The sequence below is a fragment of the Parabacteroides sp. B2-S-102 genome (assembly GCF_023656665.1).
Taxonomy (GTDB): Bacteria; Bacteroidota; Bacteroidia; order Bacteroidales; family Tannerellaceae; genus Parabacteroides; species Parabacteroides distasonis.
In genome coordinates this window covers 40,391-60,049 of the sequence record NZ_JAMOKM010000006.1, presented here as the reverse complement: position 1 = coordinate 60,049, position 19,659 = coordinate 40,391, and the positions used below count along the sequence as shown (strand labels likewise).

The 19,659-nt window shown below is 44.4% G+C and carries 17 protein-coding genes; 8 read left to right on the top strand and 9 right to left on the bottom strand.

The annotated features are described in order from the left end of the window. Nucleotide 1: 1 nt before the first annotated feature. Both ubiE and NBH07_RS09830 read left to right on the top strand, forming a co-directional pair. Nucleotides 2-745 (top strand): bifunctional demethylmenaquinone methyltransferase/2-methoxy-6-polyprenyl-1,4-benzoquinol methylase UbiE, encoded by a 744-nt coding sequence (gene ubiE / locus NBH07_RS09835; protein ID WP_009018171.1) that lies wholly within the window; start codon nucleotides 2-4, stop codon nucleotides 743-745. Nucleotides 746-759: 14 nt separating this feature from the next. After that, on the top strand, nucleotides 760-1,503 hold the full coding sequence (locus tag NBH07_RS09830; protein ID WP_005854619.1) for a shikimate dehydrogenase family protein: 744 nt from the start codon (nucleotides 760-762) through the stop codon (nucleotides 1,501-1,503). 108 nt (nucleotides 1,504-1,611) lie between these two features. Here NBH07_RS09830 and NBH07_RS09825 read toward each other — a convergent pair whose 3' ends face one another. From NBH07_RS09825 to mutY, 5 genes are read right to left on the bottom strand one after another with little or no spacing between them, the layout of a single operon-like run. After that, nucleotides 1,612-2,229 (bottom strand): 4'-phosphopantetheinyl transferase family protein, encoded by a 618-nt coding sequence (locus tag NBH07_RS09825; protein ID WP_005864721.1) that lies wholly within the window; start codon nucleotides 2,227-2,229, stop codon nucleotides 1,612-1,614. Nucleotide 2,230: 1 nt separating this feature from the next. Continuing rightward, nucleotides 2,231-2,812 (bottom strand): gliding motility lipoprotein GldD, encoded by a 582-nt coding sequence (gene gldD, locus NBH07_RS09820; RefSeq protein ID WP_039848899.1) that lies wholly within the window; start codon nucleotides 2,810-2,812, stop codon nucleotides 2,231-2,233. 6 nt (nucleotides 2,813-2,818) lie between these two features. Beyond that, nucleotides 2,819-4,171: a gliding motility-associated protein GldE gene (gene gldE / locus NBH07_RS09815; RefSeq protein WP_009018169.1), complete on the bottom strand. Its 1,353-nt coding sequence runs from the start codon at nucleotides 4,169-4,171 to the stop codon at nucleotides 2,819-2,821. Between the two features lie 25 nt (nucleotides 4,172-4,196). After that, on the bottom strand, nucleotides 4,197-4,706 hold the full coding sequence (locus NBH07_RS09810) for a single-stranded DNA-binding protein (RefSeq protein ID WP_009018168.1): 510 nt from the start codon (nucleotides 4,704-4,706) through the stop codon (nucleotides 4,197-4,199). Between the two features lie 48 nt (nucleotides 4,707-4,754). Then, the gene (gene mutY / locus NBH07_RS09805) at nucleotides 4,755-5,834 is read right to left on the bottom strand and encodes an A/G-specific adenine glycosylase (protein ID WP_156682424.1); all 1,080 of its coding nucleotides are present in this window, start codon (nucleotides 5,832-5,834) and stop codon (nucleotides 4,755-4,757) included. A 189-nt stretch (nucleotides 5,835-6,023) separates the two neighbouring features. Between mutY and NBH07_RS09800 the strand changes: the two genes are divergently transcribed. From NBH07_RS09800 to NBH07_RS09780, 5 genes are all read left to right on the top strand, one after another. Further along, entirely contained in the window at nucleotides 6,024-6,296 is a 273-nt protein-coding gene (locus tag NBH07_RS09800; RefSeq protein WP_005854607.1) for an HU family DNA-binding protein, read from the top strand. Between the two features lie 224 nt (nucleotides 6,297-6,520). Beyond that, nucleotides 6,521-8,098: an Rne/Rng family ribonuclease gene (locus NBH07_RS09795; RefSeq protein WP_005854603.1), complete on the top strand. Its 1,578-nt coding sequence runs from the start codon at nucleotides 6,521-6,523 to the stop codon at nucleotides 8,096-8,098. 201 nt (nucleotides 8,099-8,299) lie between these two features. Next, entirely contained in the window at nucleotides 8,300-10,231 is a 1,932-nt protein-coding gene (dnaK, locus tag NBH07_RS09790; protein WP_009275777.1) for a molecular chaperone DnaK, read from the top strand. A 207-nt stretch (nucleotides 10,232-10,438) separates the two neighbouring features. Continuing rightward, nucleotides 10,439-12,355, top strand: a complete 1,917-nt coding sequence (locus NBH07_RS09785) for a sensor histidine kinase (protein ID WP_156682425.1) — start codon at nucleotides 10,439-10,441, stop codon at nucleotides 12,353-12,355. A gap of 93 nt (nucleotides 12,356-12,448) precedes the next feature. After that, nucleotides 12,449-14,755: a sensor histidine kinase gene (locus NBH07_RS09780; RefSeq protein ID WP_156682426.1), complete on the top strand. Its 2,307-nt coding sequence runs from the start codon at nucleotides 12,449-12,451 to the stop codon at nucleotides 14,753-14,755. A gap of 2 nt (nucleotides 14,756-14,757) precedes the next feature. On the opposite strand, the gene NBH07_RS09775 is transcribed toward NBH07_RS09780, so the two are convergent. The 4 genes from NBH07_RS09775 to NBH07_RS09760 form a co-directional block, all read right to left on the bottom strand. Further along, nucleotides 14,758-16,008, bottom strand: a complete 1,251-nt coding sequence (locus tag NBH07_RS09775) for an MFS transporter (RefSeq protein WP_005864650.1) — start codon at nucleotides 16,006-16,008, stop codon at nucleotides 14,758-14,760. A gap of 20 nt (nucleotides 16,009-16,028) precedes the next feature. Further along, on the bottom strand, nucleotides 16,029-16,814 hold the full coding sequence (locus NBH07_RS09770; RefSeq protein ID WP_005864648.1) for an amidohydrolase: 786 nt from the start codon (nucleotides 16,812-16,814) through the stop codon (nucleotides 16,029-16,031). A 159-nt stretch (nucleotides 16,815-16,973) separates the two neighbouring features. After that, nucleotides 16,974-17,522 (bottom strand): 1-acyl-sn-glycerol-3-phosphate acyltransferase, encoded by a 549-nt coding sequence (locus NBH07_RS09765; RefSeq protein WP_008778223.1) that lies wholly within the window; start codon nucleotides 17,520-17,522, stop codon nucleotides 16,974-16,976. Between the two features lie 2 nt (nucleotides 17,523-17,524). Continuing rightward, nucleotides 17,525-17,815, bottom strand: a complete 291-nt coding sequence (locus NBH07_RS09760; protein ID WP_005854588.1) for a C2H2-type zinc finger protein — start codon at nucleotides 17,813-17,815, stop codon at nucleotides 17,525-17,527. 128 nt (nucleotides 17,816-17,943) lie between these two features. Here NBH07_RS09760 and NBH07_RS09755 point away from each other — a divergent pair, with 128 nt between their 5' ends. Then, on the top strand, nucleotides 17,944-19,602 hold the full coding sequence (locus NBH07_RS09755) for a glycosyltransferase (protein ID WP_009275771.1): 1,659 nt from the start codon (nucleotides 17,944-17,946) through the stop codon (nucleotides 19,600-19,602). The last annotated feature ends 57 nt before the right edge of the window (nucleotides 19,603-19,659 follow it).

The following is a 19,659-nucleotide window of genomic DNA, read 5'->3' as shown; positions in this document are numbered from 1 at the left end:
CATGACACAGTATGGTTCAGAGACAATACTTCCTTATAACAAAGAGGAACAAAAGGGCACGCAAGTCAAACGCATGTTCGACTCGATAGCCGAAACGTATGACCAACTCAACCATACTCTCTCATTTGGTATCGACAAGATATGGCGCAGGAAAGGGATCGCTTTCCTGCGTCCTTTCTCTCCTAAAACGATACTGGATATCGCTACCGGTACCGGAGACTTGGCTATCTCCATGTACAAAAAGCTGCGCCCCGACCATATCATCGGTGCCGACATCTCGTTAGGCATGATGGAAGTGGGACGGAAAAAAGTAGCTGCCGCCGGTTATTCGGAGCATATATCCTTCGAGCAACAGGACTGTACGGCCTTGACCTACGAGGAAAACTCGTTCGATGCCGTAACCGCCGCTTTCGGGGTTCGTAATTTTGAGAACATAGAGCAAGGTATCTCAGAGATGTACCGGGTGCTGAAACCCGGTGGGCATATCATGATCTTGGAACTTTCCACACCGGAACATTTTCCCATGAGACAACTCTACCAGATCTATTCAAAGATCGTCATCCCCTTTATCGGACGTCTACTCTCTAAAGAAAAAGTCGCGTATAATTATTTGCCGGCTTCCATCAAGGTAGTTCCTCAGGGAAAGGTCATGACGGATTTACTCACCCGCCAAGGCTTCAAGCAGGCCCGTGTACGGACCTTTACCTTCGGGATCTGTTCATTATATACAGGATCTAAAGAATAAACAATAAAAAGGTTATGCAGAAATATGGCTTACTGGGATATCCCCTCGGACATTCGTTTTCTAAAACGTATTTCAACCAGAAGTTTGAGGCGGAGAAGATCGACGCTGAGTACTTGAATTTCGAGATTCCCTCTATCAAGGAGATTAAGAACGTAATCAAAGAAAACCCTGAACTTAACGGTTTAAACGTGACCATTCCTTATAAGGAACAAGTAATCCCATATTTAGACGATTTGGATGACGATGCCCGTCAGATCGGAGCGGTAAATGTCATCAAGTTCACAAAAGGTCTTTTCGGCAAACTTAAACTGAAAGGATATAACTCGGATATTATCGGATTCAAGCAATCGATTGATCCTTTATTGAAAGAAACGCACCGGAAAGCGTTGATCCTTGGTACGGGAGGGGCGTCGAAGGCAGTCTTCCACGGACTGAAACAGCTAGGCGTTGGTGCCACGCTGGTTTCTCGCAAACCGAAAGAATTTTGTATCACGTACGATGAGATTACTCCGAAAACCATGGAGCAATATACGGTGATCGTAAACACGACTCCCTTAGGCATGTTCCCTAATATAGACTCATGTCCGGATATCCCGTACGATTTACTTACGCCGAATCATCTATTGTATGATTTACTTTACAATCCGGATGAGACCCTTTTCATGAAGAAAGGAAAAGAAAAAGGTGCCGTCGTGAAAAATGGTCTGGAAATGCTTCTATTACAGGCTTTCGCCGCTTGGGAGATCTGGCAGAAATAGATCGAACGATATCTTTCCAACCACATGATTTGATGAAGCTAGCTTCGTGAGCCAATGAAGTTAGCTTCGTTAGTCAATGAAGTTTACTTCACAAGCGTAGAAGTTAACTTACTTCAACCAAGTCAATACATAGTCCGGTGTAACTTGATATGCCAACTCATATTCCCGGCATGCCTCGGTCCGGGTTTCTCGTCCCTTAAACGTCCCACTCGATAAATAAGGAAAAGGATTCACGTGAAGATGCTTTTGAAAGTCCACTCCTTCCTGCCCGATTATCTTGAACAAGGTTTCTTTGGCGCACCAATGGATTAATAGATGCTCGACCTCATGCTCCAGATCGATACCCGCCTCTTCCTCCGGATTCATAAAGCGACTTCGTATTTTCAAGATCCGGTCCGAACGATACTCGATATCGATCCCTGTCGGACGCTTATCCAAGATTACCGCCACATAATCTTTCGTATGAGATATACTTATATATAAAGGTACGCACGCAAGGAACGGGGCACCCGTAGAATGATAGTCAACCCTTACCTCCTCTCCTAAAAGCTCTTTTAAAAGCACCCGGCTGGCGAAACGTTCCTGCCTCCGCTTCTCTGCCGATACCCGCTCCAAAAAAGAAGAATAGTCCGCTTTATGCTCAAGCATCCCCAAAAGCTCATCAGAACTTTCTTCCATTTTCCAGACTCCATGCAGCGGCGAGAGTTGTTTATATAGCAAGGCCATATTATTCTTTCCAACTAAAAGTTTGTATAAGTTCTATGATATCTTCCCGGATATATTGGATAGCGGGAGCTAATGAATCCGCATTGGGTTTACAGTCAAAATACAAGGCTCCCCGGAAGAAATTCGATACACTATCTGTCAACAGGAATTGTATGGGAGAAGCCGATTCTCCATCCAGAAGAAACAGCGAGCCATAAACGTTTGCGGCAGGGTTGGAATACGCTTTCTCCGATATCCGATTCTCCGACTTTATTTGGCGGGCGACGAAAGAGCGGCTTTCCATCTCCACCGTCACCAAGGACGCGGGAGTAATTGGCAAATAGCTGCAATAAAGCTTAGCCTCTAACTCCGGATACGAGATATTCAAGCCCGTAACACCCTTCTTTTGATCTGGCACCTCTATGACCGCAGCCTGAGAGACATCAAAATTAAAAGGCAGGTAACTGAGATCAAGCGGTTTATATTGTGCCTTCGAAGGTTCGATACGAACATAGCCCCGTGGCTTCGGCGTATATTCCACACACGAAATACAGCATATCCCTAAAAACAGAGAACCTCCTATGACAGCAGCTATCCATTTCATAAACATTTACTTCGTATCTTTCCCATTCTCATCATTCCCTGTACCTTCAGGGATACGGTTAAATTTAACCTTTAATATCCTCCTGTTATCCACTTCCAGCACTTGGAAACGATATTCCTTAAAATCTATAATCTCCCTACGGCGTGGAAAATCCCCTTTTATCTCCAACAAAAGGCCGGCCAAAGTTTCCACTTCTTCCGTCAATTTACCAAAATCTGAGGGATCGGCATCGATAACCCGGAAGAAATCCGTCAATAATATCTTTGCCTCAAAGATCAAGCTACCGTCTGCTAAACGGATGAATTGTTGCTCATCCTCATCATATTCATCGGAGATCTCTCCGACAATTTCCTCTAGGATATCTTCCATCGTCACGATACCGGAGGTACCGCCAAACTCATCGACCACGATCGCCATATGAATTTTATTGGTACGGAACTCTTCCAGCAAATCATCGATCTTCTTGGTTTCCGGCACGAAATAGGCCGGGCGGATCAAGCTCTGCCAACGGAAAGTATCGGGCTTGTCAATATAGGGCAATAAGTCCTTGATATATAAGATACCTTTTATATTATCCTCAGTCTCGGAATATACCGGAATACGCGAATAGCCGGATTTGATAATAAAATCAACCACCTCACGGAAACTGATCTTGATCTCGATATCTTCCATATCCAGACGAGGAGTCATGATCTCATCAGCGGTCTTATTATAAAACTTGATAATCTCCGCCAGCATCTCCTTCTCCTCCGGGATCTCGGTAGAGGTTAGCTCTAACGCTTTAGAAAGCTCATCTACAGAGATATCATATTTCTTTTTCGCTAACGCTTTATTGATGACCGATGTGGAATTAACCAAGATTTTCGAGAATGGGCGGCAGAAGCGTTCCAAACCACTTAATACGGAGGCTGAAAAACGAACAAAACGCAAAGAATTCTTCTGTGCGTAAATCTTAGGCATGATCTCCCCAAAAAGTAAAAGCAAGAAAGTCAAGAGAATCGTCTCAAGCACAAAGCCTAGAAGAGGAGCGGCCGAGAAATTAATCCAAGCGTTAATCGCATAGGTACACAACATAACGACCGCCACATTTACGAAATTATTAGCGATCAATATAGATGCCAATAGATACTCCGAACGTTCAAGGAGACGTTTGATAACAGGATCTGCCGGGCGATTCTCTTCCCCGATCTCATTTAGGTCGCCCGGGGTTAGAGAAAAGAATGCCACTTCAGAGGCCGACACGAAGCCGGAAACAAACAGCAGTAAAAGGGCAAGGCTTAATGCGATTACAGGACCCGCTGTCAGCACCTGCACCGTTACGTTTTCAAATAAGCCCCATAAATAATAGTCCGAGTCCAAGGGAAACAGTATTAGTTAAACAATATCAGAACGGGAGATCATCCGCATCACTGGATTCTGAGAATGCGCTAGGCTGTGAGGCGGCTGGCTGTTGATAAGCGGTATTTGGCACCGTGGTCGGTTGAGCCGATTGTCCTTGCCCCACATTGGGCTGCATACTACCGCCTTGTGCAGTCGTATTTCCACCATCGGCCGGACGGGAACCCGTACTGTAAAACTCGATACGATCCGCATGGATCTCCGTAACATATCGTTTCACGCCGCTTTGGTCATCATAATTACGAGTACGAATCTTGCCTTCCACATATACACCGGAACCTTTACGTACCCATTTTTCCACGAAAGGAACCAAATCCCGACGAACTACGATATTATGCCACTCCGTACGTTCCGGAACCACCGTTCCATTTGCCAACGTATACCCACGTTCCGAGGTTGCCAGCGGGAAATTAGCGACAGCGGCACCACTGTCAAAATAGCGAACGTCAGGATCTTTGCCTACGTTGCCGATCAATATAACCTTATTCAATGACATAATTCAAATTCTTAATAACCATACAAAGAAACACAAATTCAATCATTCTCACAAGTTTCCGTTTAATTTCTCTAAATAAATATGTATCAGCCGGGGAACGGCATACTTCTCAATATCCCGACAAGGCAGAGAGAGGTAATTCCCCAAGGATTCCGGAACCTGCTCTATCTCTATTTGATAGAAAGAAGCGTATAAAATTTGATGGGAGAGCGTATGCTTTACATTCGATAACCCTTGGGTGATACTCAATTTTCCAGCATCTCCCAATAGGTTACGGAAGGCTTGCGTCTCACACAAACCGGAAAAATCCATCGCATGATCCGTCTCGATCAATGGAAATTCATACAAACCAGTCCAGATATCCTTCCCCGTCCGTCTGTTCATCCAAGTTTGTTCTTTATATATAATGTATAGATAGTGGAAATAACGATCCCTTGTCTTCGTCTTATTTTGTTTCACCGGATAAGCTTGCACATTGCCGGAAGCGAACGCCACGCATTTATCTTTTAGCGGGCACACCCCGCAGTCCGGGTTTTGAGGAACACATTGCAAAGCACCCAATTCCATGATCGCCTGATTATGCGTCCCTGCGTTCTTAGGGTCCAAGATCATTCCGGCCAGTTCCGCAAATTGCTTTTTACCCTTCGTGGTGTCGATCGGCGTATCTACGGCAAACAAACGGGAAAGTACCCGGTACACATTTCCATCCACGACCGGACACGGTTGGTTCCAAGCAAAGGAGACGATCGCCGCCGCCGTATACTCCCCGATACCTTTCAAGGATAATACCTCTTTATAATTCTCCGGGAAACCCCCGTTAAACCGCTCCATGATAGATTTAGCCGCCGCATGTAAGTTACGAGCCCGGCTATAATACCCCAAGCCCTGCCAATATTTCAGCACCTCATCCTCTTCCGCCACCGCTAGAGATGCCACATCCGGGAAACGTTCGGTAAAACGCAAAAAATACTCCAATCCCTGTACAACCCGGGTTTGTTGCAATATAATCTCCGATATCCAGATGATATAAGGGTCTCTCGTTTCCCTCCAAGGAAGCTCTCTTTTATAGGTTTCATACCACTCAACCAATATCCGGCTGATTTCTAACTCACTTTCATACTGTAACATAACTGCTCCCTTTCTCACTTTTCAACATCATAACTATTTGATTACCGCAAACATACATATATATTACGAATCGAGAAGAATCTTTTTATTTAAAAATTGAAGCTCAATTCTTTTTCCACTTAAATAAAAAGCTATATATTTGCATTCCAAAAAATTAATAGGTCAAAATCAATTAATTAATTTATAGACATGACTAAAGCAGATATTGTTAGCGAGATTTCAAAAAGCACTGGTATCGACAAACAGACAGTGCTAGCAAGCGTTGAGTCCTTCATGGATATCGTAAAAAGTTCTTTAGCCCAAGGCGAAAACGTTTACTTGAGAGGTTTCGGAAGTTTCGTTATTAAGAAGAGAGCTCAAAAGACAGCTCGTAATATTTCAAAAAATACTACGATCATCATCCCGGAACACAACATTCCGTCATTCAAGCCGGCTAAGACTTTTATTGGTGAAGTTAAGTAATTAATTATTATACGTTTAATTTAAAATTTTAAAGCGATGCCTAGCGGAAAGAAAAGAAAAAGACATAAAATGTCTACGCACAAGCGCAAAAAGAGACTGAAGAAGAATAGACATAAGAAGAAATAAGTCTATCTAACGAACTCTAAAGAACAAACTTAATAAGTGACCTTTTAAGTTTGTTCTTTGCGTATTTTATAAGGTCTGATCTTAAAAACACATCTTAAGTGATTAGTGAATTAGTAGTTGATGTACAGCCCAAAGAGGTATCTATCGCCGTCTTGGAGGACAAGAGCCTTGTGGAGCTCCAAAAGGAGGCCCGCAACGTCTCGTTCGCCGTTGGTGATATCTATCTAGGTAAGGTTAAGAAACTGATGCCGGGCTTAAACGCTGCGTTCATTGATGTCGGTTACAAAAAGGATGCGTTTCTTCACTATTTGGACTTAGGTCCTAACTTCAACACCCAACAGAAATATTTAAAGCAATTGCTGAGCGATCCCAAAAAGGCGCCGGTACTGTCGAAAACTCAGATTCTACCGGAGATCGAAAAGAACGGGAGTATTAGCGACGTGCTGAAAGTAGGACAAGAGGTGTTGGTTCAAATTGCTAAAGAGCCTATCTCGACGAAAGGTCCCCGATTGACTTCCGAGCTTTCTTTTGCCGGAAGATATATCGTGCTGATACCGTTCGCCGATAAAGTATCTGTCTCCACCAAAATTAAATCAAGCGAGGAACGAGCCCGTTTGCGCCAGTTAATCCAAAGTATCAAACCGAAGAATTTCAGTGTTATCGTACGGACATCCTCGGAGGGCAAGCGTGTCGCAGAGCTTGATCATGAATTGAAGACATTGATGAAACGATGGGAAGATAATATCGTGAAGGTGCCTAAACTCAAAGCTCCGGCTATTATTTATGAGGAAACGGCACGTACCGTAGCTTTGCTTCGGGATATATTCAACCCCTCTTTCCAAAATATTTATGTAAATGACAAGGAGGTCTATAATAATGTCCGCGACTATGTAAGCTTGATCGCACCGGGACGGGAAGAAATCGTACAGTTATATACGGGAGAGCTTCCTATCTTCGACAACTTTGCGGTCACCAAGCAAATCAAGTCGCTATTCGGACGAACTGTCACTTACAAGAGTGGAGCTTACTTGATTATCGAGCACACGGAAGCTATGCACGTTATCGACGTGAACAGCGGGAACCGTTCCAAAGGCAGCGATGCCCAAGAGAAGACAGCTATCGACGTAAATATAGCCGCCGCCGATGAGATCGCCCGTCAGCTCCGCTTACGAGACATGGGAGGTATCATCGTCATAGACTTTATCGATATGGCAGAGGCTGCCAACCGGCAAAAGCTATTTGAACACATGACAAAGGCAATGGCAAATGACCGGGCTAAACACAATATCCTTCCTCTTAGTAAGTTTGGCTTGATGCAGATTACCCGTCAGCGGGTACGTCCGGCAATGGACGTGGATACGTCAGAAGACTGCCCATCCTGTTTCGGAACAGGAACGGTTAAGCCTTCCATCCTGTTTACCGACAGCCTGGAAGAAAAAATAGATTGCTTAGTAAACAAACATCACGTGAAGAAATTCACCCTGCATGTACATCCGTATGTCGCAGCGTATGTGAACAAGGGGTTGTTCCCCTTGAGCATGAAGTGGAAAATGAAGTACACACATGGTTTAAAAGTTATTCCCAATCAAAGTCTCGCCTTTCTTGAATACAAATTCTTTGATGCCGACAAGAATGAGCTTGACATGAAAGAAGAAAAGGAAATAATCAACAAATAACAAGAGAAGCCCCGGGCCTATTAAAACGGTTCCGGGGCTTTCTGTATTCTGCCAAACCGTCAAAATGTCACGATTCATGACACGTATTATTTATTTTCAAACCCAAACTTCTTTGGCACGGCATTTGTTGAATACTATGTGAATCCTTTAAACAAGGAGGATGACGGACGATGAATAATAACAATTAAAATATTTACAATCATGGGAAAGATTATTGGAATCGACTTAGGAACAACCAACTCTTGTGTTGCCGTATTGGAAGGTAACGAACCGGTTGTTATCGCGAACAGCGAAGGTAAAAGAACAACACCTTCAATCGTAGCTTTCGTAGAAGGCGGCGAGCGTAAGGTAGGTGATCCCGCAAAACGTCAGGCTATCACCAATCCTGAAAAGACTATATTCTCTATCAAACGTTTCATGGGTGAAACTTATGACCAAGTACAAAAGGAAATCAATCGCGTTCCTTATAAAGTAGTGCGTGGTGATAACAACACTCCTCGTGTAGATATCGAAGGACGTTTGTATACTCCGCAGGAAATCTCAGCGATGATCCTGCAGAAAATGAAAAAGACAGCTGAGGATTATTTGGGACAGGAAGTAACGGAAGCCGTTATCACAGTACCTGCTTACTTTAGTGACGCTCAACGTCAGGCTACGAAAGAGGCTGGTGAGATCGCAGGTTTAACCGTACGCCGTATCGTAAACGAACCGACTGCCGCTTCTTTAGCTTATGGTTTGGATAAGACGAACAAAGACATGAAGATCGCCGTATTCGACTTAGGTGGTGGTACATTCGATATCTCCATCCTTGAGTTAGGTGACGGCGTATTCGAGGTAAAATCAACAAACGGTGATACTCACCTAGGTGGTGATGACTTCGACCACGTAATCATCGACTGGTTGGCTGAAGAATTCGAACGAGAGGAAGGCGTAGACTTACGTAAAGACCCGATGGCTTTACAACGTTTAAAAGAAGCTGCCGAGAAAGCGAAGATCGAGTTGTCAAGTACGACTAGCACGGAGATCAACTTGCCGTATATCATGCCGGTAAACGGTATTCCAAAGCACTTGGTTAAGACTTTGACTCGTGCTAAATTCGAACAATTGGCTGACGGTCTGATCCAAGCATGTATCGAACCGTGCCGTCAATCCTTGAAAGACGCAGGTTTATCAACTTCTGATATCGACGAAGTGATCTTGGTAGGTGGTTCTACTCGTATCCCGGCCGTACAGGCTGTCGTTGAGAAATTCTTCGGTAAAGCTCCATCTAAGGGCGTTAACCCGGATGAAGTAGTAGCCGTAGGTGCAGCGATCCAAGGTGGTGTATTGACAGGTGAGGTTAAGGACGTATTGTTGTTGGATGTTACTCCGCTGTCTTTAGGTATTGAGACAATGGGTGGTGTAATGACTAAATTGATCGAGTCTAACACGACCATCCCGACCAAGAAGTCCGAGACATTTACGACTGCTGTAGACAACCAGCCTTCTGTTGAGATCCACATCTTGCAAGGAGAGCGTTCTTTGGCTAAAGACAACAAGTCTATCGGCCGTTTCCACCTAGATGGAATACCTGCCGCACAACGTGGTGTCCCTCAGATCGAGGTTACATTCGATATCGACGCCAACGGTATCTTGAACGTATCCGCCAAGGATAAAGGAACCGGTAAAGTACAAAGTATCCGTATCGAGGCTTCCAGCGGTTTGAGCGATGATGAGGTTAAGCGTATGAAAGAAGAGGCTGCCGCAAACGCAGAGGCCGATAAGAAAGAGAAAGAGCGTATCGATAAATTGAATCAAGCGGATAGCATGATCTTCCAGACCGAGAAACAATTGAAAGATCTTGGCGACAAGCTTCCGGCAGACAAGAAAGCTCCGATCGAAGGTGCCTTGAACAAATTGAAAGAAGCTCATAAGGCTCAGGATATCGCAGGTATCGATGCTGCTATGGCAGAATTGAACAGCGTATTCCAAGCAGCTAGCCAAGAAATGTACAACGCTCAAGGTGGCGGCGCTCAAGGCGGTCCGCAAGCAGATCCTAACTTCGGTGGTCAACAAGCTGGCGGTAACGCAGGTAGCAGCAACAACAGCAAAGACGGTAACGTTACGGACGTTGACTTTGAGGAAGTAAAATAAAAAGAAGCGGTTTTAATCGCTCCTTTACTCCACATAAGATAGAAAAACGGCTATCGGGTCCTTCGGGATCTGATAGCCGTTTTTTATTTTAGCCCTATATATTCAATAAAAAAGCCATTGATATCCAATAATTATTAATAAGTTTGCACTCGCATAAAAACACTCATTTTAAATTACGATTAAGGGCAACGTACTAATTTTCGACTTATGCTAGCGAGATCTATACAGAAATATTACATATTTGTTCTACTTTTTCTGCTAGCCATTCTACAGTCCTCTTGTCAACAGTCGGGAAATAAATATCGTATATTAGTAGTGCATTCCTATGAAAGCGATTATGTAGCTTATAAAGACTGCGATCGGTTGATCCGGGAATCCCTCGAGAAAAAGGGGATTAATCCGTCGATCCAAACATTCTATTTGAACTGCGAGCAATATGCGGCACCCGCCGAAGAAAAACGGATGTACCTGTATCTAGATTCGATCTCTACTTGGAAACCCGATCTGATTTTGGTCTACGAGGATCAAGCGACTTACACGTTAATGCAATGCCATCATCCGCTAATCTCTACAGTCCCCATTGTATTTGGCGGCGTAAATTTCCCCAATAAGGCACTATTAGCGCAATATTCGAATGTTTCCGGATTCTGGGACGAGCCCGACTACGTAACGAACATCCGCTTGATAGAACATCTGTTGGGCAAGTCTACGATTTATATGTTGCACGATAGTACGTATATAGATAGGCACATTAAGGCTACGTTACATGAGCAATGTGCTCAAGCAGACATTCGGGTCGATAACAATCGCATCATGTATATACCGGTAGAGATCGCTACTTTGGACAGGGTCAATCAAAGCTTAAAACGACCGGATAGTACGACCGTCAACGTCGTGCCCGTGCAAGGAGACAAGCTATCAGCTGTTTCTTGGTACATGAGTAAACACGTCCCTTACATCTACTATCTACAGGCCAAACGGGATTACCGGGTATTGAACACCAGCCGTTTTTCCAGTAAACCCTCTTTTACGGCGATCAACGAGGATCTAGGATATACGAATAAACTTGTAGGTGGCTATATCACCTCCTTGGAAACCCAAATAGAAGAATCTACCGATAGAGCCGCGGAAATATTAAAAGGCTCCCCTAGCGAATCATTCCCACAGATAACAAAGAGCAAGAAGAATTATGTATTTGATTTCAATGAAGTCAAATATTGGAATATTGATAAAAGGCTTCTTCCGAAGGATGCTATACTTTTGAACTTTCCTTTTAAGGCCCAATATCCAAGATTATTCCGGAGCTTGATAATCGTAGTCAGCACGATGTGCTGCTTTGTCTTCGGTAGCTTCATCATCATGTATACCCAAGAATCCAAGGCAAAACGACAAGCGCAAAAAGCCCTATTACATGAAAAAGAATCATTAGCGGAAGCCTTGGAGAAAGCCAATGAGTCCGACCGGATGAAATCCGTATTCTTGGCTAACATGAGTCATGAGATACGTACCCCTCTAAATGCGATCATCGGCTTTTCAAGCCTAATCGCCGAACTGGATCTGACAGCGGAAGAGAAGGAGCAATACGCTAATATCATCACGACCAATAACGAGTTATTACTAAAGTTAGTCAATGACATATTGGATTTGGCAAGGATTGAATCCGGAGGTATCGTCTTTCATAAAGAATCCTGCAATTTAACGGATTTAGTGAAAACCCTTTATAAACAACATCTTTCCGATGTCCCCGAAGGTATCGAATTCAAGGAGAAATGCCCCGATACGCCGATCTGCTTATATTCGGATAAGGAGCGACTTTACCAAGCGCTCGAGAACATACTGAAAAATGCTATAAAATTTACTTCCGCAGGCTTTATAGAGATCGGTTACGAGTATTCCACCAATGCACAAGACGTCCGACTTTATGTGCAGGATACAGGCATCGGGATCTCTCCCGAGGATCAAGAAGCGATATTCGAGCGTTTCAAGAAGCTGGATGATTTCGTGCAAGGGACAGGTCTTGGACTATCGATCTGCCAAGCTATCGTAAAACAATTAAACGGGCGTATCTTGCTCCAGTCCGAAAAGAATAAGGGTTGTCGCATCTCCTTGGTTTTTCAATTATAAACCAGCCTCAGAAGCCAAGAAAAATAGACATTTGTCTCTTTGATATCCAATTACTTTTTATACATTTGCACCTATTATATTGAAGCTATACACATGGCGAACACTTCTTATCGTTATCTTTTTTTATTGTTGCTTCCATTGTTTTTATTGGTCGCAAATTCTTGCGAACGCTCAACCACGGAAAAACGCATCTTGATAGTACAATCTTATGAGCCGGACTTTCAAGCCTATAAAGATGTAGAAGAGACTTTTAAAAATGGATTCCAAAAGGAAGGCATTCATGCCAGTATCTTCACGTTCTATCTTAATTGCGAAGCTTATCAATCGCCAGAAGAGAAACAAAGAATATATACGGAACTCAATACGTTATCTTTATGGAAGCCTGATATCATAATCGTAAACGATGATCAAGCGACCTATTCCTTATTGGCTTGCGAACATCCTTTATTAGATAGCGTACCTATCGTTTTTACCGGAGTCAACTACCCTAACATACCCTTAATTCAAAAGTATCCTAACGTATCCGGATTTTGGGATAAGCCGGACTATCGGAAAAACGTCGAACTTATTGAGCGAATCATGGGAAAATGCGTGATTGTACGTGTCTCTGATAGTACAGCTCTTGACAAAAAGATCCTGAAAGATATGGATGAGCAAATAAAAGGGCTATGCTCCAAGGCTAGACCCGATTACCTTAAATATCCCCAGTATTCATCCCCATCCGATAAAAAGAGATCCTCTTCTTTAGTGCGGTACCCAAAAGTACCGTTCGATTCCCTCTATATACAAACCATTCAACCCCGCACCAGTTCCAACTTGATCTGGGGGTTAGGTACAAGTACTTACAACAAGGCCTACCTTGCTACCAAAAGAGATTATACCTCAATAGCCTTAGGTAGGTTCTGCTCATTTCCCAGCTTCTCGGCGATCAACGAATCTGTAGGATATGACGGAGACTTCATCGGAGGATATATGACCCCGGTAGAGAGCCAAACCCAAGAAGCCTTACGACGAGCTGCCAGCATACTCAAGGGCACACCGGCCAATAGCTTCCCACAAATAACGGAAAGCGCCAAAAACTATCTGTTCGATTACCCGACTTTAAATAAATGGGGTATCGATTGGAAAGAACTGCCTCAAAACAGCATCTTCTTGAATATGCCCTTTGTGGTTCGTTATCAAACATATATTATTCTATGCGGGATTCTTCTAACCCTATTTATCCTATGGACACTTTTCTATCAAAGAGTACAATACCGTCGCGAAGCCTCTCACAAGAAACAGGCTCAAGAAAGTTTACGGAAAGAGAAAGAATTCCTCTCGTTGGCTTTAGAGAGCGGTGATATTTTCGCATTCCGATACAGCAACGGCGTATTCGAGTTCGACCATGATTTCTATAAGTCGTTGGATATGCCGATAAAGCCGATCACCTCCACGCAATTCCAAGAGTCTATCCACCCTGAAGACCGGGAAGATTTCATCCAACATAAGCACCTGCTTGATACAGGATTCCCTTCCCGTAAGATCACCCGCCGCCGATATAATTTCAACGGCAAAGGGCATATATGGTGGGAATTCAGATATGCGCAAGCGAAGAATGGACAAGACTCCACCCGCAATAATGTCGGAGTAAACGGGCTCTGCTTAAATATCCAACAAAGTAAGGAAGTAGAGGAAGATCTTATCAAAGCCCGTATAAGGGCCGAGGAAGCGGACCAAATGAAATCAGCGTTCCTCGCCAATATGAGCCATGAGATACGTACCCCGCTTAACGCCATCGTTGGATTTTCGGAACTGCTAACAAGCGATATGGAAATAAGCCCGAACGAGAGGGATGAGTTCATGCAAGTTATCAGTAAGAACAGCGACCTCTTATTGAAATTGATCAATGACATTCTCGATCTATCCCGCATCGAGTCCGGTAAGATGTCGTTTACCCTCACGAATTGTGACTTAAACGAATTACTATCCCATATCTACCGCACCCATCAATTGTTGATGCCCCAAGGCGTAGCGCTTAAAATACAACTGCCGGTCCTCCCGGCCATTATCCAAGCGGACCTACATCGATTAACCCAAGTGATTACCAACCTCATAAACAACGCCGCAAAATTCACGACGCAAGGATACATCTTGATTAAATACGATTATACGCAAGATAAACGTTGGATCCAGATCTCCGTGACCGATACGGGCAAAGGCATTCCCGCAGATAAGCAAGCCCAAGTATTCGAACGGTTCAACAAACTGGACGAGTTTGCGCAAGGGACAGGCCTCGGACTGGCGATCTGCCAAATTATCATCGAGCACTTCGGAGGATATATCACCCTAGAATCCAAAGAAGGGGAAGGTAGCACATTCATCGTGACCCTTCCCTACACTCCCGGATTATCGGTATAAGATTATTTTTTCTTGAAACGCAAGAACGGCAATACAATAAATAAAGGTATGCAACAGATCATTACCCAGATAAAGAAATGTTGGTAACCGATCTGCTCCTGTATCCATCCCGATGCCATTCCCGGTAGCATCATACCTAACGCCATGAAACCGGTACTGATCGCATAATGCGAAGTCTTATATTCCCCTTCGGCGAAAAGCATCAGATACATCGTATAAGCCGTAAAGCCAAATCCGTAGCCGAATTGCTCGACAGCGACACAAGCGTTTACGACAACAATACTCTCCGGCATCGTATAAGCCATATACAAATAAACCAGATTCGGCAAGGAGATAGCCAATGCCATAGGCCATAACCAAGTCTTCAAGCCACCCCGGGATATAGCCAGACCTCCTAAAACCCCTCCGAGCAATAAGGAGATCACTCCCACCGTACCATAAGCGAACCCGACCTCACCGGTACTGAGCGCCAGCCCGCCAACCTCCCGCCCATCCAGCAGGAAAGGAGAAGCCAACTTTACCAATTGGGATTCCCCCAGACGATACGTCAGCATAAAAAGCAAAGCCGGGATAATCCCTTTCTTGCTGAAAAAGCTCACGAAAGTATTGCCGAACTCCACCAAGATGGTATGAGGGGTGATATTCGTACGTTGCGCGTCACTCGCCGGACGGGGTAAGATATACTTATGCCACAAAGCCAAGGCGATAAAGGTACCGGCTAATACAAAAAACACCAGACTCCAAGCAAAAGAAATCCGCCCGGTACTCTCCTCCAAAAGCCCCGCCAGCATGACCAGCAGACCTTGTCCCGTTAGCATCGCCACCCTGTAGAACGTATTTCGGATACCGATAAAGAACGCTTGTTGCTCCTCCGTCAAGCCCAGCATATAGAACCCATCCGCAGCGATATCGTGCGTAGCGGAACTAAACGCCATCAACCAAAAGAAAGCCAAGGTAAACCGCAGAAAGAAATCCCCGGGAAGGACGAACGCCACACCTGCCATTCCCCCGCCAATCAATAGCTGCATGCTATAAATCCACCAACGCTTCGTTTTAATCAAGTCTACGAACGGGCTCCAGATGGGCTTGATCACCCAAGGAAAATAAAGCCAACTGGTAAATAAGGCGATATCCGTATTTGAGACGCCCAGACGTTTATACATGATCACAGAAAGCGTCATGACTACCACATAGGGCAAGCCTTCGGCAAAATAAAGAGACGGGATCCAAGCCCAAGGATTACGTTTTTCCATAATAAGAAGGAATTAAACGATTAGAAGTCAATACCAAATCCATCCGCATCCTTCCACGCCGGGAACTTAGCCCGGAACTCATCCAGCTCGCTCTTCTTCAAGGTACATGTCCGGGTGATTTCCTCCCGTTTTCCGGCATCAGCCAATTTCTTTCCTTTTGCGTTATAAATCATGGAATCCCCTCTGAAAAGAAAACCTTTCCCATCTACCCCCACACGGTTCACGCCACAGACATAAGCCATGTTCTCAATGGCACGGGCATGCAGCAATGCCTTCCACGCCTTCTTCCGGGCCTCGGGCCAATTGGCCACATAAATCAAAAGATCATATTCGTTATTTACGTTGCGGCTCCAAACCGGGAAACGTAGGTCATAACAAACCTGCAAACAGATATTCCAGCCTTTATAGGGCACGATCAGCCGTTTGTCGCCCGCCGAGAAATGCTTGTCCTCTTCCGCCATACGGAACAAATGACGCTTATCGTAATAATACTCCTCTCCTTCCGGAGTGATGAAAAAAGCCCGGTTGTAGAACTTTCCGTTATCTTTTGCGATAAAACTCCCGGCCACGGCCAGTTTATATTTCTTAGCCCATTCCTTTATAGTCGGTACGGTCTGGCCCTCCATCGTATCGGCTTGTTTCTCCACGTCCATGGAAAATCCCGTGGTAAACGTCTCAGGCAATACGGCTAAATCGGTTCTTCCACTAACACGGCGCAACAGTTCGCCGTAATAACCCAAGTTCTCTTCACGGTCTTCCCAAATGATATGGGATTGTATCATGCTGATACGTAAGTCTTCAGTCATAGAATAAAGATATTAAGGTAATAAAAAGACATATTGTGACAAGGAAACAGTTTCATGGTGAAGAAACAGTAGTTTCTTCATAGCAAAACTTTTGTTTCTCCTAGGGAAAACTTTTGTTTTCCTATAGTAAAACTCTTATTTCTTCACCATAAAACACTCCTATACCTGTACGAAATTCTCAGGATGGCAGGCGGTAACTCCCCGATACATCTCACGTATCGTATGGATATCTTTATCCACATCACCTGTCGGATAAAAAACACCTTTCGTACCCACCTCTTTCTTTCCATAATCAAAATAAGCCACCACGATCGGCACGTTCGCTTTCAAAGCGATAAAATAGAATCCTTTTTTCCATTCCTTGGCCCGCTTCCGGGTACCTTCCGGTGTGACGGCCAATTGAAACCGCTCACTGGTCTTGAAACGTTCCACCATCTGATCGGTCACCGACGTACGTTTACCACGATCCACCGGAACACCTCCCAGCCAGTTAAACAGCAAATTAAAAGGGAAAAAGAACCACTCTTTCTTAATAAGGAAACCGGCGTTACACCCGATCGAGGTATAAAAAAGTTTCCCTACGATAAAATCCCAGTTACTGGTATGCGGAGCCACACATACGATACATTTCGGCAAATCCACGCCATCCACCGGGCCCAGCTTCCACCCCGCCATACGGAGTATCGCCTTACTAATTGCCTTCTTCATGCCTATTTGTCCTTGCTCAACTCTCCTATCTCGTCGGCGATAGCGTTAACCTCGTTTTGCAAGTCCTCTCTTAATTTGCGATAATAATTCCGTACGAGAGCCTTGTTATCCTTGCCGTCGGGGTGTCCGGCACGAACGATATAACTATCTTGCATATCTAGGATACGAGCCATCAAAGCATCCGCTTTCTCTTGATTTACTCCGGGTATATACAATTTGCAAACCAGCGCTTCCGTGAACAATTCACCAGCCACGTAGCTGATCTCTTTCTTTAAAATTCTTCTTTTAGCCATAATTATTTCATATTTAATTATCCACAAATATAGAACATATGTTATTAAATACCGAGGAAAGGCCAAGAAAAAACATAAAATGAATTATCTTTGCAGCGGTGAAATCATTGATTATAAACAAATCAAATATGAACGAAATGATAAAGACGCCAGAGTTTCTCTTTGAAAGCAGCTGGGAAGTCTGTAATAAAGTGGGAGGTATTTATACCGTACTATCGACTAAAGCTCATACGCTTCAACAAATTTTTAACGACAAAGTAATATTCATCGGTCCGGATGTGTGGGCAAACACAACCGCTCCCGATTTTACGGAAGACGCATCTTTGTTTGAGGATTGGAGAAAGCACGCCGAGGCAGTGGATCACTTGAAAGTTAAGGTTGGTCGCTGGAACGTACCGGGTACCCCCCCTGTTATACTGGTAGATTTCAAATCCTACTTCAGTGAACGAGACGCCTTTTTCTATTCTATGTGGGAAAATTTCCGAGTTGACTCCATCCACGCCTACGGCGATTACGATGAGTCTTGTATCTTCGCGTATGCGGTCGGTAAGGTAATAGAGAGTTTCTATCACTTTTACAAACTGGAAAACAAGAAAGTCGCCGCCCTATTCAACGAATGGATGTTGGCGATGGGAGCGCTTTACATTCAAAAGCAAATCCCTGCCATAGCGACACTTTTCACGACGCATGCCACATCGATCGGACGCTCTATCGCCGGTAACAACAAAGCGTTATACGCTTATATGGACGGTTACAACGGCGATCAGATGGCTAAGGAGCTAAACATGGAGGCCAAGCATTCTGTAGAGAAGCAGGCCGCCCATTACGTGGATTGCTTCACGACCGTAAGCGATATCACGGCCCGTGAATGTAAACAGTTATTGGATAAGGCACCGGATATCGTTACCCCGAACGGCTTTGAGCCCAACTTCGTACCCGAGGGTAAGGAATACGCTAAAAAGCGGAAGGAGGCACGTCGTACATTAATTAATGTAGCAGAGAAATTATTGGGCTGCTCTATCGACCCGAACGCTTTGCTGGTTTCCACCAGTGGCCGCTATGAATACAGAAATAAAGGTATCGATGTCTTCATCGAGGCGATGAACCGTGTACGTACGTCCGGACGCCTGCAGCGTGAGGTCGTCGCCTTTATCATGGTACCGGCTTGGGTACGTGCCGCCCGTGCGGATTTAAAAGAGGCGATCGAGCAGGACATAAAGACGACCTCTCCGCTTCAAATCCCTTTCATTACGCACTGGTTGCATAATATGCCAGAAGATAAGGTCTTGAATTATATCAACCACGCCGGCTTCACGAACGCGGCATCCGAAAAACTAAAGATTATATTCGTTCCTTGTTATTTGGACGGTAAAGGAGGTATTTTCAATAAGACCTATTATGATATGCTGATAGGGATGGACGCTACCGTATATCCTTCCTACTACGAGCCGTGGGGATATACCCCGCTGGAAAGTATCGCTTTCGGTATACCGACGATCACGACCAATCTGGCCGGTTTCGGTATGTGGGCGAAGAAAACGGTATCCGGAGATAACCTTAGCGAAGGCGTAGAGGTTATTAATCGTACGGATTTCAATTATTTTGAGGTAGCGGACGCTATCATGAACTCCATCCTGGCTCTCAGCCAAAAGGATGCTACGGACATCGAGGAAATCAAACAGCGTTGTTTCGATCTCGCTCGAAAAGCTGAATGGAGCAAGTTTATCGACTATTATCTGACCGCATTCGATATCGCCATGAGGCATGCCGAGGAAAGAAATAGTTAAATATTGCTCATAATTAATAAGATAATGCTATCTTTGCACTCGTTTTTAGACAAACAC

Excerpts from the sequence above, each read along its gene's own strand:
- NBH07_RS09780 (WP_156682426.1), top strand. The coding sequence starts at position 12,449 with ATGGCGAACACTTCTTATCGTTATCTTTTTTTATTGTTGCTTCCATTG.
- ubiE (WP_009018171.1), top strand. The coding sequence starts at position 2 with ATGACACAGTATGGTTCAGAGACAATACTTCCTTATAACAAAGAGGAA.
- dnaK (WP_009275777.1), top strand. The coding sequence starts at position 8,300 with ATGGGAAAGATTATTGGAATCGACTTAGGAACAACCAACTCTTGTGTT.
- NBH07_RS09810 (WP_009018168.1), bottom strand. The coding sequence starts at position 4,706 with ATGTCATTGAATAAGGTTATATTGATCGGCAACGTAGGCAAAGATCCT.
- NBH07_RS09785 (WP_156682425.1), top strand. The coding sequence starts at position 10,439 with ATGCTAGCGAGATCTATACAGAAATATTACATATTTGTTCTACTTTTT.
- mutY (WP_156682424.1), bottom strand. The coding sequence starts at position 5,834 with ATGTTACAGTATGAAAGTGAGTTAGAAATCAGCCGGATATTGGTTGAG.
- NBH07_RS09755 (WP_009275771.1), top strand. The coding sequence starts at position 17,944 with ATGAACGAAATGATAAAGACGCCAGAGTTTCTCTTTGAAAGCAGCTGG.
- NBH07_RS09760 (WP_005854588.1), bottom strand. The coding sequence starts at position 17,815 with ATGGCTAAAAGAAGAATTTTAAAGAAAGAGATCAGCTACGTGGCTGGT.
- NBH07_RS09800 (WP_005854607.1), top strand. The coding sequence starts at position 6,024 with ATGACTAAAGCAGATATTGTTAGCGAGATTTCAAAAAGCACTGGTATC.
- NBH07_RS09825 (WP_005864721.1), bottom strand. The coding sequence starts at position 2,229 with ATGGCCTTGCTATATAAACAACTCTCGCCGCTGCATGGAGTCTGGAAA.
- NBH07_RS09765 (WP_008778223.1), bottom strand. The coding sequence starts at position 17,522 with ATGAAGAAGGCAATTAGTAAGGCGATACTCCGTATGGCGGGGTGGAAG.
- NBH07_RS09830 (WP_005854619.1), top strand. The coding sequence starts at position 760 with ATGCAGAAATATGGCTTACTGGGATATCCCCTCGGACATTCGTTTTCT.
- NBH07_RS09770 (WP_005864648.1), bottom strand. The coding sequence starts at position 16,814 with ATGACTGAAGACTTACGTATCAGCATGATACAATCCCATATCATTTGG.
- NBH07_RS09775 (WP_005864650.1), bottom strand. The coding sequence starts at position 16,008 with ATGGAAAAACGTAATCCTTGGGCTTGGATCCCGTCTCTTTATTTTGCC.
- gldD (WP_039848899.1), bottom strand. The coding sequence starts at position 2,812 with ATGAAATGGATAGCTGCTGTCATAGGAGGTTCTCTGTTTTTAGGGATA.